This window comes from Bacteroides sp. M10 (assembly GCF_014334015.1).
Lineage (GTDB): Bacteria > Bacteroidota > Bacteroidia > Bacteroidales > Bacteroidaceae > Bacteroides > Bacteroides intestinigallinarum.
This window is the reverse complement of sequence record NZ_CP060488.1, coordinates 2,191,800-2,206,309: the sequence shown is the minus strand read 5'-3', so window position 1 is coordinate 2,206,309 and position 14,510 is coordinate 2,191,800. Positions and strand designations below refer to the sequence as shown.

The following is a 14,510-nucleotide window of genomic DNA, read 5'->3' as shown; positions in this document are numbered from 1 at the left end:
GAGCCGCATCATCCGCGTTATCCGCGTTCAATTTACTATGTCAGCATATTACTGTATACTATTCAATAAATCTACCTTTCCTTCATTAACCAGCTTCAAAATCAACTCACCGAAAAGAGTATTCTGCCAGGCAAACCATGCACGGGTAAATTTCTTCGGATTATCCTTATGGAAAGATTCGTGCATAAAGCCGGTACCGGCATCTGTGTCCATCAACATCTTGATACAGGTCTTGATTTCGGCATCATTCTGACTAGTGAAAGCTTTCATCATAATACTCATCGGCCACACCATATCATAACCGATATGCGGTCCACCGATTCCTTCGCCTGCCTTGCCTTTAAAGAAGTAAGGATTGTCTTCACTCCACACAAAACGGCGGGTATTCTGATAAATCGGATCCTTCACATTCACATCACCCAGATAAGGCATTGCAAGTAAACTCGGCACATTGGCATCGTCCATCAGATGATGATTTCCAAAACCATCCACCTCGAATGCATAGATTTTACCATATTTAGGATGATTATACACAGCATATTTCTTTAAAGCAGTTTCCACCTCCTGCGCCAGGTCCTTACATTCTTTAGACAAGGCTGTCTTCTTATTTACCTTCTCCAGAATCTCGGCAGCCTTACGCAAGGAAGATACAGCAAAGAAATTGGAAGGAACCAGATACTGAAGAGTAGTAGCATCGTCCGAAGGGCGGAAAGTGGAAACGATCAAACCGACAGGTTTCACCGGTGCTCCCAGACCGTCATTGCTCACAGTATCCAGTGCACGCTCCGTCTTACGTTGGAATTTATAAGGGCCTACTCCTTCTTTACGTTGTTGCTCTTTGAATGTTTTCAGTACATTAGTGATTGCCTGAATCCATTCTTCGTTGAATATGCTCGCATCTCCGGTAGTCTTCCAGTAATGATAAGCCAAGCGCAACGGATAGCACAAGGAATCAATTTCCCATTTACGTTCGTGCAACTCCGGTTTCATATCCGTAAGATCACTCATCCAGTGACCGTTAGGAATAGCACCGTCATTAAAAGCATTCGCGTACGGATCGATATTGATACATTTGAACTGACGGAGAATAACACCTGCCAGCATTTCTTTCAGTTCAGGGTCCGAATTAGCTAATTGCACATAAGGCCATACCTGTGCACCGGAGTCGCGCAGCCACATAGCATGAATATCACCCGTATATACGAACGTATCCGGTTTGCCATCGCTTCCTTTACGGAAATGTACGGTTGTATCCAGTGTATTCGGGAAACAGTTGGTAAACATCCATGCCAACTTCGCATTCTTCAATAGTTTCTGTACACGGAGAATCTCCTTCTCTACCGCATTGGAACGGAACAGACGATTGGATATTTCCGGACGGTTATCTTTCTGAATAGCATCCGCCAGACATACATGCATTTCCGTCATACGGTTGAAGGCTTGTAGCTCCCCGCCACAGAGAAGCATGCCTGCCAGCATACCTGCGCTGATATATTTAAGTTGTTTCTTCATGATTACTTCTTCTTTTTTAATTCGTTAGAGAAAGAATAAGGGAAATCGGCTTCTTTTGTACCACGTTGCTGATTGGGCTTCGCATCCATTTTGAAAGAAATGCTAGCGCCATTCAGCAGGTCCTGATGAGTCAGGTAGTTTTTGGTATATTCTTTACCGTTCAATTTCATCGACGAAATGTAACGTTTATCGTCTCCGTTATTCGGAGCGGAGATAGTCACCGTCTTTCCGTTTTCCAGATGCAGCTTCATCTCCTTGAAGTAAGGAGTACCCAAGACATATTCATCCGTACCCGGACATACCGGATAGAATCCCATTGCCGAGAATACATACCAGGCAGAAGTCTGGCCGTTGTCCTCATCACCGCAATAACCGTCGGGAGCTGGAGTATAGAGCTTGTCCATCACTTCACGAATCCAATGTTGCGCTTTCCAGGGTTGGCCGGAATAGTTGTACATATAGAGCATGTGCTGAATCGGTTGGTTGCCATGTGCATAGTTGCCCATGTTCATAATCTGCATTTCACGGATTTCATGAATAACGGCTCCATAATAACTTTCATCAAAAATCGGAGGCAGGATAAATACAGAATCCATCATCTGGTTGAATCCGTCTTTACCTCCCATCAGGTCAATCAGACCTTGAGGATCATGGAATACCGACCAGGTATAATGCCAACTATTACCTTCCGTAAAGGCATCCCCCCACTTCAACGGATTGAACGGAGACTGGAACGTACCGTCTTCATTCTTGCCACGCATCAACTTATGTTTAGGGTCATAGAGATTCTTATAATTCATTGCACGCTTTGCAAAGATTTCAATCTCTTTTTTCGGTTTCTTCAAGGCTTTGCCCAATTGATAGATACACCAGTCATCGTATGCATATTCCAGTGTACGGGCTGCATTCTCGTTAATACCTACATTATAAGGCACATATCCCAATTTATTATAATACTCATGTCCTAATCGTCCGGTAGAACGAACATTCGGATGCACTGCGTTCGCTCCATGTTTCACGGCTTCCCACAATGTCTCGATATCGTATCCTTTCAATCCTTTCAGGTAAGCATCGGCAACTACGGAAGCAGAGTTGTTTCCAACCATACAACCTCTGTGTCCCGGACTTGCCCATTCCGGCAGGAATCCGCTTTCTTTATAAGTGTTCACCAATCCTTCCTGCATCTTCGTATTCATGGATGGATACATCAGGTTAAGGAATGGGAAAAGACAACGGAACGTATCCCAGAAACCGGTATCGGTAAACATATAGCCCGGAAGCACTTCGCCATTATAAGGACTGTAGTGCATCACGTCTCCTTTGGCATCTATCTCATAGAAACTTCTGGGGAACAATACCGAACGATACAGGCAGGAGTAGAATGTACGCAAATGGTCGATATCATCATCTTTCACTTCAATACGTCCTAAAACATCGTTCCATACCTTGCGGCCTTTCGCTGCAATCTGTTCAATGTTGTCCGTACCCAGCTCTTTCAAGTTCAGTTCCGCCTGTTCAGGGCTGATAAAAGAGGAAGCTACACGCACATTTACCTGTTCGCCCTTGCGGGTTTTGAAACCGATCAGTGCACCGGCATGATTGTCTGTCGCTTCCAGTTTGTTGGTGTCAATCACACCACTGGCTACGGCAGCCGTATAAGTAAACGGTTTGTCGAATACCAGTACAAAGTAGTTTTTAAAGTTGGCAGGAACACCACCGCTGTTTTTAGTGGTATAACCGATAATCTTGTTCTCCGAAGGGATTACTTTCACAAACGAACCCTTATCAAAGGCGTCTACCACTACATAAGAGTGGTCGTTTTCGGGGAAAGTGAAACGGAAAGCAGCTGCTCTCTCTGTCGGAGCAATTTCGGTCACTACATCATGATCGGCGAGATATACTTTATAATAATAAGGAGTAGCCGTTTCAGCTTTATGAGAGAACCAACTGGCACGCTCATCCTGATTAAATACTGCCTTACCGGTTACCGGCATGATAGCAAATTGACCGTAATCATTGATCCAGGGACTTGGCTGATGGGTTTGTTTGAATCCTCTGATCTTGTCAGCGTCATACGTATACGCCCATCCATCGCCCATTTTACCAGTCTGCGGAACCCAAAAGTTCATTCCCCAGGGCAGCGCAATGGCAGGGTAAGTATTTCCGGTAGATAATGCGTGCTTTGACTGCGTACCAACCAGCGGACTAACATAGTCCACCGGTCCGGTAATTGTTTTTGCAGTCATAGCCCATGCACTAAGTAACGTAAAAGCGAATAGAGCTAGTTTCTTCATGGTATTTTTGTTTTATTTAATCAGTTTTCCTTCAAGCATTTTGATATAATATCCACCTACAACGGAACGTGCCTGGAAGCCTCTTTGATTCGGTTCGTCTGTAAATACCCAGTCGGACATCGGAACACGGTTAGGTGTAACGTTCATAAACAGATATACGGGTTCGATAAATTTCTCAAAGGTAGCTTTGTCATTTGCCAATGTAGCTGTCCACATGATCCAGTCGGTCTTTGTGTATGTTTCACGGTTATCCAACGGAAGACCATATTTATTTTGCTTCGAAAGATAGTAAGCTATTTCCGTTTCTGCAACATTTTTAGGGAAGATTTGCAGATTCAACAGTTTATCCCACACCAAGTTATACTTCTGGCTCCATGTTCCCGGTTTGTCAAATGTAAGACGATAGTGGTCACCATCATCCGCCATTTTCACCCATTCGGCAGCCATTTCTTTCGCTTTCTGTGTGTACTTTTCAGCCACGTCTTTTTTGCCCAGCATATCTGCCAGATAACCATAAGAAGCAACACCCATGATCGCTTTGATAGAAAGGTTGGCATTGTGTGCAAAGTGACCTGCAAAGTCATCGGTACAAAGTTGGTTGGCCGGATCAAGTCCGTTCTCTACCAGATAGTCTGTCCATGTAGTCAGAGTTTCCCAATGTTTTTGTGCGTAATCTGCATTACCTTCTACCTTTGCAATGGCAGCAGCCAATACTACCATATTACCCGATTCTTCTACCGGCATATCACCGCCATAAGTCTGGCCGTTAGCCAATGGATAAGTACCGACATCATGTGCAGCAAATGGTTTCGCCCATTTTCCGCTTTCGCTATAATAGAAGATATGGTTCATGGTAGCTTTCACCAATTCCGGATTGTAGTATAAAAGTAACGGAGCTCCCGGATAAGTCAGGTCGACTGTTCCGATAGAACCATTACTGAAGTTTTCTTTAGAAAGGAATACAAGGTCACCGTTCGGAGCTTCTACCAATTTATGAGCAGCCAATGCCTGACGATAGGCCAATGCACAAAGTTCGGCATATTTACGTCCACCGGCAGCAATCGCTTCTTCCATCATTTTCTTGTCGAAAGCGGCACAGTTCTTCATTTGTGTTTTGTATTCTTTTTCAGCTTTCTGGAATTGGGATACAATCGTTTCATTACCCTGACGGTTCCAGTAAGGACGCAGGTTATCGCCAAAGTATTGGATAGAATAAATATCATCGTATCCGATCAATAAATGACCATCCGCTTTTTGTGTTTCGCCTAATGAGCGTACTAAAGCCAGTTTATCATAACCATTCGTGGTAGGAGCTTCCAACTTATTAGCTACAAAGCTCTTACGCAGTTCTCTGCCATCGCCGATTGCAAATGTGCTATTTTCTTTTTCAGCAGCCAGATAGAAATGTCCCCAGTCGATACGAACATCATCACCCTTTTTCTTCAGAATATCCTGATTGCGGCTTCCGGTACGAAGGAATAACAAGTCGCCGTCAGTAAAGCTGTCGGCCACAGATTCCTGGTGAGGTTGGTCGATTGCCCATTGCGGAGATGCTTCGAAATACAATTCAACCTGATGTTTCTTGCCGTCATTGGAAGCTACTTCATAAGAAATATAGTTGACCGGACGTGACAGCAAATCCAGATTATCCATAAACATAGGAGCGGTAAATGTCAGTTTCAAATCTACCGGACCGCAAGTAAAGGTATAATAAGTCTGCATAGGCTGTACGTCTACAGATGTTTGTTGTGCTGTTTGATGGAAAGAACGGTAACCTTCCAGTTCTACCAACAATCCGAAATCCAGTAATCCGTTTCCTACACGGTTACGGCAATAGCCGGCAATCAGATTCTCACCCGGTTTCAAAGAAGCTACCACTTCTTCGGGCAGTTTCACTCTCTCGTTCTTTTTACAAGCATTACCTGTATCTACCACTTTGATGCCGTTGATATAGATGATAGCATCATCGTCATGAGAGAATTCCAGATATACATTCTTTCCTGTCAAGTCTTCCTGAATATCAGCTACCCGGCGTACCCAGATAAATTCTTCACCCCACTGGGTCTTGGCTGTATGTTCATTCTCCATGGTTCCGAAAGCAGCTTCGCCTTCTTTCCATGCTTTATCATTAAATCCGGCATTCTGCCATCCGTCAGCAGGCTGTTGAGTGGTATACTTTCCTGTCCAGCTACCTTGTTCGGATGTCTTTACCAAAGGACGTAGTTCCAGTTCTTCCGTTCCCATGAAACGGTAGGTTTGTCCGTCTACTTTAGCAACGCCAAGCAAAGGAAAGTCCTTGCCTGTCCAATGTTTCACAGGACTGTCATACAGATTGTCCGTAGTGGACCATGCACTGGTATAAGGATCGATCGTCACCAGCGGGTATGCCGGAGCACGTAATTCATTCTTCTCGTGCTGTTCTATCTGGGTCTCACAGCTACAAAGTACAGAAGCTGTTCCCAGCAACAGCATCATCAGTTGTTGTTTCATAATTTAATTCACCTGTTTATTTAATCTATTTTACCATTCTATCGATACATTCACTCCGGCGGGATCATTCTCGAAACTCAATAAAAGAGTTTTGGAAGATTCATCCCACTCCGGCTGTTCCGCCTTTCCGTTTACCAAGACCTTTTCAGGTTTACGCGGCAAAAGGACTCTTGATACATTCGTCGTATGTAACGGGCTTTTAGCTACAAACGAGTAGCTCTGCTTCCCTACTTTTTCATCATAAATGCGGGAGGCTCCACAAAGTACCTTTGCTTTCACTTTACCCGATACTTTATTCAAGTCATACAAATACCCCTGTTCACCGGGATTAATCTGCTTGACTGTCAATATCGGCAAGCCTTTGTCGAACAAATCGATATACAATCCCGACAGTTTCAAAGGCTCTTTAGAAGAACTCTCATCCATTACTGCCGCAATCGTATAAGGACCACGTTCCACCATAAAATTGTTTTTGATTTCTATCTTCTTACCAGTTTTGCTCTCATAAGCGGATACAATCGTTTCAAAGTATTTCCGGTCGTTTCCGCCTTTTAATACAAAATGTTTCGGATCTTCGCGCATGACAATCACGGTGCCTTTCCCAAACCGATAGGTTCCGTCACCGGGATTACGGGACAAACCCATCGCCTCAAACAGATGTTCCGAAGGAGCTTTGTATGCGTTTCCTGCCGTATTCCACCATTCTAAAACTGTTTGATAAGGATCGACATCTTCTCCACAGTACACCAACGTACCTCCTTTTTTAACCCAGTCTGCCATATAGTTATGGTATTCCGATTTCATCGGTTTCATGTTCGAGTAGGACATTACAAGTACCTGAAGTCCGTTGAAAGTATCTTTAAACGGAGTATTCTCCATGTGTACCAGTTCCACCGGAATTCCCCTTTTTAATAAAGGCAAGGTTTGTCCATAGAAACTGGAGAATTGCGGATCGTCATATCCGTTATGATCCGGGAAACGCTGGAACATCAGCGAATTTGCCATCAATACACCAATGCCGTGCGTACCACTGATTTGTTTGTCAGAAGTGCGAATGTCATTCAATGTGTTAATCATCACCTGCATTTGCGTAGAATACGAACGGGGAATACGTTCTTTCTGATCCGTTCCTGCTATCCGGTATAATCCCTGATAAATACGGTCCGGCCATGGCATCACTTCATAAGTATCTACCATCGGGTACATTAACTGTGCGGCAAAAGTGGCCTGATAATTGATCTTATAATCCAACCAGTCTTTGGCACGGTCTTCAATCGGATCAGTCAGAAAATACATTTTGCGGTTCAAAGGAGCGGTCATGGATTTCATGCAGCCATATTCGAGAAAGGCATTCTCAAATACACGTTCTTTCTTTACACCGTTATAGAAGTTCGGTTCACGGGCAGTACCCGTCCACACCTGTGCTATATAGCCGTCTACACAGTTCAATGAAGCCAGACTGGCTTCCGGGCTTACAATTTGCCAGGAAGTGTAGTTAATCAAAGAGTGAGTGGGCACATAACATTTCACATCCAGCCCTTTCGACTTACCGTATTCTTTGGCATAAGTAAATATCTTATCCAGTGCATGATAGTAGAGGTGATATTTTAACTTATTGGAAAGGTAGGTATTCTCGGGAGATTCATGTTGAGGTCTCCAGGGGAAATTATAATATTTCTGCCATTCAGACTTGAAGGCTTCGCTATATCCGCCACGCATCCAGAATTCCGGTTCCTCTAAATAAATAGAAGTAATTCCGGCATCAATCACCCGCTTTATCTGCGTTTCCTGCATATAACGAATAAAACTTTCAGTAGGTACAATGTAGGGTATCAAGTGTCCATGAGCTATCTCGTTTCCGTTACGATCCCGTTGACCTTCTTTCAGATGACCGTCTATTCCATCCCATTTGCCGAGGAAATAGTCTTGATAATCTCCCCATGCCACTCCGGTCATAAATTGTGTCTGATATCCCTTGTCTCTCCACGACTGAACACGCTGTTCAAAAGAAACTCCCCTTTTATCGAGTGTGCCATATACCATCGTAGCATCGGCACGCACATCTGTTTCCGGTTTCCAAGGTTCGGCTGTTTGAAAAGTTGTTTTCGCTTCCTTGCCGTTAACCGCTTGAGTTTGAGCAAAGGAAACATTATTACCGGTTAATAAAAGGCTGAATATAATCAGTAGTTGTTTATTATTCATTTTCACGTGGTTCTGTGTCGTTTTCTATTTACTTCTTAGCCGGGAATAAAAGCATCAATGCCGGTATACCAGAAGCAGAATAACTGTTGATTTCCGCACCTGCCGGCAATTTCTTATGATATTCACCTCCACACACATTTCGCGTCTCATCTCTGTTTGCCCAACCTGTTTTGATGGTATGTTTCAGGAACGGAAGATATTGGGTTTGTCCGCAATCATATACTAACCATGCCATGTATTCAGCAAAGATGGCAGTATAGATTCCTTGTTCAATACCACTTTCGAAAGGTAGCACTTTATGTTCTGCTGACATATCTTTCACTGTATAGTCTGCTGCCAGAATAGCATTGTCCAGATAACGTTTCTCTCCAGTCGCCTTATAAAGCAATATGGATGCACCGATAAAGGTTGCCTGGTTGTAGACATGTGCCTTCCACGCGGGATTGCCATTTCCATGACGGCTATCAGCGATCTTTCCAGTTTCTTTATCCAGCAGATTTTCCACTCCCCATTCGTAGATTTCTTTGCCTTTGGCAAGATATTGAGCCTTCGTCTGATAATCCGGCCGTTTGCTGGTCGATTCTTTTCTATTTTCAGGCACATTATTGTAGAGGGTCAATGCTGCTACCACTGTCGGAAAGTTAATACATGCCATCTTTCCATCACCGAATTTATTCGGTTTCGGATTCCGAATAGGTTGCCATTGCCAGAACATACCTCCGTTTTCTTTGTCATACGAACCGGTATCACCCACCTTTTCCGAACCATACCACACACGTTTGAAACTGGCTTCCGAGAGTTTCAGATATTCATCCACTCCAAAAAGCTCGTATGCACGCGCCAGACTGATAGTCCACCACATGATATCATCATAGATGAACCAGCCGGTGTTTTCGTTATTATCATCAAAATCAAACTGGCAATATTGTGCTTTGTTTCCTGCAAAGATTTTCTCGCAAAGTGCTTTATACTCACGAGTCTTCTTTTTGTCTTTCTGTGCCTTTGCCAGTTTATAAGCATTCATCGCCATGTCCCAATAAATAGGCTGACACCAGATAGCCGCCGCTCCATTACCGCGGTCAACAGCGCTTGGATAAGAGGAACTTGTTTTATAAATATATTTACTAGAGTCTAGTAGGGTATTGTTAAATCCTTCGTAAGCTGCCCATACATCTTCGTTAGTATATGCGTGCTTCTTCTGGTTTGCTTTTCCTAAATTGCCGACTGCCCATATAGTAGTTGATGCTCCCAATAGTAGTGTCAGAGCCAAAAGAATTTTGCTTTTCATGATAGTTTATAAGTTTATAGTATTTTTCCTGTTACAAAGATTGCAGAAATAGCTGAAAAAAAACAATAATATTTATTCAATAAAGAACAAATACAGACCAAAACGCTTTTCTGCAATAAAAATATAGGATTAATAAAGGGTTATTGGAGAATAATTTCCCCTCATTCTGCCTTACGACAGAGATAAGGGGAATATTTAATCTGTTCATCAAAAGCCCATTCTGGTAAACAATCATTTGTTATCCAACAGAAATAAACATTAAACTTATAAGGACAAAAATAAATCAAAAAAGCCCATCTTTATTAAAATATTAATTACCGATGGGCTGAACTTTTCAGATTTTACTTCAATGGGCTAGCCTCTACTCCCTCGAAAGTCATCTTTATAGGTTTTATTTTTCCGTCCTTATCAAAAATCATGCGATCAATGCAGGTCACACGAGCGTTTCCATCCGTTTCACCCAATGGATGGCGATGATAAATGATATACCATTCATCTGCTCCCGGACCTTTCACAACAGAATGATGACCGGCACCCGTTCCAATATTAGGATCGCGTTCCAATATTTTTGCTTCTCTTTTAAAAGGTCCGAATGGTGAGTCGGCAATCGCATAGGCTACGCAATAATCCGGTCCGGTCCAACCGCCTTCCGACCACATAAAATAGTATTTACCGTTACGTTTCAACATGAAAGGTCCCTCTACATATTTTTCGGGAGTTACTTCCTTATAGATGGTACCATCCTCAAACGGTACGATACTCAACAAGTCCGGAGCCAGCTTCACCATATTGCAATGTCCCCAGCCACCATAATACATATAATACTGTCCGTCATCATCTTTGTAAACAAACTGATCGATCGGCTGTGCACCATTTACAAATTTATCAATCAGAGGTTTGCCCAGTGCATCCTTAAATGGTCCGGCAGGATTGTCGGCCACAGCCACACCAATACCTCCCAGCTCGTTATTACTTTGAATATCATTCGCACCGAAAAATATATAATATTTGTCATTCGCATGAATCACAGCAGGTGCCCATAAAGCACGTTTAAACCAACTTATATTCTCTTTCGATAACACTTTCGGGTGTTTTGTCCAGTTCACCAGGTCTTTAGACGAGAAGGCATCCATGAAGGTTTGTTCGTCATAAGGCGCCGAATATGTAGGGTAAATCCAGTATTCATCTCCAAACACAATTCCTTCCGGATCGGCATACCAGCCCGGAAATACAGGATTGCCACTTGTCTTTGGTTGCTGACCGGCTTTTTGTCCAAATACAGACTGGGAACAACAAATAATACTGAAAAGAATAAGATGTTTTAGTTTCATATAATATCAATTTTAAAGTTCGTGCTACAAAGATGAGAAAAAACAAATAGAAAATTCAATAATTATGAGCCAATTAAGGATAAATACTAACCAATCTGCAAAAAAAAGATGATTTATCAAGATTTTGTGCTTTCTTTGCAGTGTCATTATAAAATGAAAAATACCATGAAAAGCGGAATCTCATTACTAACTGTACTTTTAATCATTATTTGTGCATCTTGCCAACCCAAGAAGAAAACAGAGCCGGAAAAGGAAACAATAACAGGAGATACCTATACGAATCCGTTGCGCGAAAAAGGAGCAGAACCATGGGGTGTTTTTCACGAAGGAAAATATTACTACACACAAGGTTCCGAAAGCAGAATCGTACTTTGGGAAACGAGTGATATAACCAACTTGAATGACAGTCTTAAAAAGCCGGTATGGATACCGAACGACCCTAGTAATTCGCATCACCTATGGGCTCCCGAAATACATCGTATCAACAACAAATGGTATATTTACTTCGCCGCAGACGATGGCAATATGGACAATCACCAGATATATGTGATTGAGAACGAGGCTGCTATTCCCACAGAGGGTAAGTTTGTCATGAAGGGTCGTATACCGACCGACAAAAATAACAACTGGGCGATTCATGCAAGTACCTTCGAGCACAACGGACAACGTTACATGATTTGGTGCGGATGGCAAAAACGCAGGATTGACAGCGAAACACAATGTATTTACATTGCTTCCATGGAAAATCCATGGACACTTTCCTCCGACAGAGTCCTGATTTCCAAACCTGAATATGAGTGGGAATGTCAATGGGTCAATCCCGATGGCAGTAAAACGGCCTATCCGATTCATGTGAACGAGGCACCTCACTTTTTCCAACCGAAGAATAAAGACAAAGTATGCATTTTTTATTCCGCCAGTGGTAGCTGGACGCCTTACTATTGTGTAGGATTACTAACAGCAGATGCAAATGCCAACCTGCTGGACCCCGCTTCCTGGAAGAAACATCCGACACCCGTATTCCAACAGGAACCGAAGAATGAAGTTTTTGGCCCCGGTGGAAGTTCTTTCGTTCCCTCACCGGATGGAAAAGAATGTTATATGGTGTATCATGCCCGTCAGATACCGAATGATGCTCCGGGTGCAATGGACTCACGTTCTCCCCGCCTACAAAAAATAGAATGGGACAAAGACGGAATGCCTGTACTGGGTGTTCCGGACAAAGCCGGAACGAAACTTCCCAAACCATCAGGAACAAAAACTGCTGACAAATAATAAAGACAATTATTCAACAAAGAATAAAAACTGACCACTCTTTCCGGTATTTATCATCAAAAGTAACTTTATACGGGATTTTATATAGAAAAAGAAGAGATTTTGCTGTTTTTTGAACGGCAAATTTCCTTTATTTTCTTTTAATTCCACTTTCTTTGCAATGTTCCTTCTTATGGGATATCAATTCAATAACTAATTATAATGTATACCATGAACATGAAAAAGAATTTTCTAACAATGCTACTAGCATTGGCTCTATGCAGTTCGACTTTTGCTCAATGGAAACCTGCCGGTGACAAAATCAAGACATCGTGGGGAGAACAACTTGATCCTAAAAACGTATTGCCGGAATATCCGCGTCCTATCATGGAACGCAGTGACTGGAAAAACCTGAACGGGCTTTGGAAATATGCAATCACCAAAAAGGGTGATCCTACTCCTGCTGCTTACCAGGGTGATATTCTTGTTCCTTTTGCCGTAGAATCGTCTTTATCAGGCGTAGGCAAAATGATAAACGAGAAAGAAGAATTGTGGTACCAACGCACTTTCGACGTTCCTTCCAACTGGCGTGGCAAACAAGTCCTGTTGCACTTCGGAGCAGTAGACTGGAAAGCAGAAGTTTGGGTGAATGACGTGAAAGTAGGTGAACACACAGGTGGATTTACTCCTTTCTATTTCGATATCACTTCCGTACTTAATAAAGGAAATAATGACCTGGTAGTAAAAGTATGGGACCCTTCAGACCGTGGCGAACAACCCAGAGGAAAACAAATAGCAAACCCTCATGGCATTTGGTACACTCCGGTTACAGGTATCTGGCAAACAGTGTGGTTGGAACCGGTGGCAACACAATACATTGCTAATCTGAAAACTACCCCTAATATTGATAATAACTCTGTTAAGGTAGAAGTAGCTGCCAACACAACTTCTGCAGACAAAGTGGAAGTAAAAGTATTCGATGGCAAGAACCTTGTAGCCAAAGGTGCAGCGTTGAACGGAGTACCCGTTGAACTGACAATGCCTGCTAATGCTAAACTATGGTCGCCGGACTCTCCTTTCCTTTACAACATGGAAGTGACCCTGTATAAAGACGGAAAAGCAATAGACCAGGTAAAGAGCTATACTGCTATGCGTAAATATTCTGTTCGCAAGAGCCCGAATGGCATCACTCGCCTGCAATTGAACAACAAAGACTACTTCCAGTTCGGCCCGCTCGACCAGGGATGGTGGCCTGATGGTTTATATACTGCACCGACAGACGAAGCATTGGTTTACGACTTGAAAAAGACAAAAGACTTCGGCTACAACATGGTACGTAAGCACGTTAAGGTAGAACCTGCACGCTGGTACACTCATTGCGACCAGTTAGGATTGATCGTATGGCAAGATATGCCGAACGGTGGTCCTAGCCCACAGTGGCAGGCACGCAACTATTTCAACGGTACAGAAGTAATCCGTTCTGCTGCTTCCGAAGCTAACTACCGCAAAGAGTGGAAAGAAATCATCGACTGTCTGTACTCTTATCCAAGTATCGCTGTATGGGTACCTTTCAACGAAGCATGGGGACAATTCAAAACTCCGGAAATCGTAGCTTGGACCAAAGAATACGACCCTAGCCGACTGGTGAATCCTGCCAGTGGTGGTAATCACTACACTTGTGGCGATATTCTCGACCTTCACCACTATCCGGGACCAAACATGTTCCTTTACGATCCGAGACGTGCTACCGTATTGGGTGAATACGGAGGTATCGGCCTTGTAGTAGAAGGAAACACTTGGGTGAATGACAAGAAAAACTGGGGTTATGTGAAGTTCAATACATCGGACGAAGTAACAAACGAATACATTAAATATGGCAGACATCTGTTGGAATTGATCCAGAAAGGATTCTCTGCTGCCGTATATACTCAGACAACAGACGTAGAAGGTGAAATCAACGGTCTGCTCACTTATGACCGTAAAGTAATCAAGATGAATGAAGCTAAAATCAGAGAAATCAACCAGAAAATCTGTAATTCTCTGAATAAATAATAAATAGAATAATACTCTTTTCCTTGTTGAATTCTAAGAAGCAGCATCCTTGAAGCAAACTCAGGATGCTGCCTCTGTATTTAAAGG

At 42.9% G+C, this 14,510-nt stretch carries 8 protein-coding genes; 2 read left to right on the top strand and 6 right to left on the bottom strand.

All coding sequences use genetic code 11. From position 1 onward, the window contains the following. Window positions 1–48: 48 nt before the first annotated feature. From H8796_RS07940 to H8796_RS07915, 6 genes are all read right to left on the bottom strand, one after another. On the bottom strand, window positions 49–1,467 hold the full coding sequence (locus H8796_RS07940) for a glycoside hydrolase family 125 protein (RefSeq protein ID WP_233530849.1): 1,419 nt from the start codon (window positions 1,465–1,467) through the stop codon (window positions 49–51). Between the two features lie 47 nt (window positions 1,468–1,514). After that, window positions 1,515–3,806, bottom strand: a complete 2,292-nt coding sequence (locus H8796_RS07935) for a GH92 family glycosyl hydrolase (RefSeq protein ID WP_117932304.1) — start codon at window positions 3,804–3,806, stop codon at window positions 1,515–1,517. A gap of 12 nt (window positions 3,807–3,818) precedes the next feature. Next, the gene (locus H8796_RS07930; RefSeq protein ID WP_117932306.1) at window positions 3,819–6,296 is read right to left on the bottom strand and encodes a glutaminase domain-containing protein; all 2,478 of its coding nucleotides are present in this window, start codon (window positions 6,294–6,296) and stop codon (window positions 3,819–3,821) included. A 30-nt stretch (window positions 6,297–6,326) separates the two neighbouring features. Continuing rightward, the gene (locus tag H8796_RS07925; protein WP_117932308.1) at window positions 6,327–8,498 is read right to left on the bottom strand and encodes a hypothetical protein; all 2,172 of its coding nucleotides are present in this window, start codon (window positions 8,496–8,498) and stop codon (window positions 6,327–6,329) included. Between the two features lie 28 nt (window positions 8,499–8,526). Next, on the bottom strand, window positions 8,527–9,786 hold the full coding sequence (locus tag H8796_RS07920; RefSeq protein WP_008998078.1) for a glycoside hydrolase family 76 protein: 1,260 nt from the start codon (window positions 9,784–9,786) through the stop codon (window positions 8,527–8,529). A 341-nt stretch (window positions 9,787–10,127) separates the two neighbouring features. Next, window positions 10,128–11,117: a glycoside hydrolase family 43 protein gene (locus tag H8796_RS07915; protein ID WP_099146301.1), complete on the bottom strand. Its 990-nt coding sequence runs from the start codon at window positions 11,115–11,117 to the stop codon at window positions 10,128–10,130. Between the two features lie 165 nt (window positions 11,118–11,282). Here H8796_RS07915 and H8796_RS07910 point away from each other — a divergent pair, with 165 nt between their 5' ends. Together H8796_RS07910 and H8796_RS07905 are read left to right on the top strand one after the other, a co-directional pair. Further along, window positions 11,283–12,392 (top strand): family 43 glycosylhydrolase, encoded by a 1,110-nt coding sequence (locus tag H8796_RS07910; protein WP_176553115.1) that lies wholly within the window; start codon window positions 11,283–11,285, stop codon window positions 12,390–12,392. Between the two features lie 216 nt (window positions 12,393–12,608). After that, the gene (locus H8796_RS07905; RefSeq protein WP_117932526.1) at window positions 12,609–14,423 is read left to right on the top strand and encodes a glycoside hydrolase family 2 protein; all 1,815 of its coding nucleotides are present in this window, start codon (window positions 12,609–12,611) and stop codon (window positions 14,421–14,423) included. Window positions 14,424–14,510: the final 87 nt, after the last annotated feature.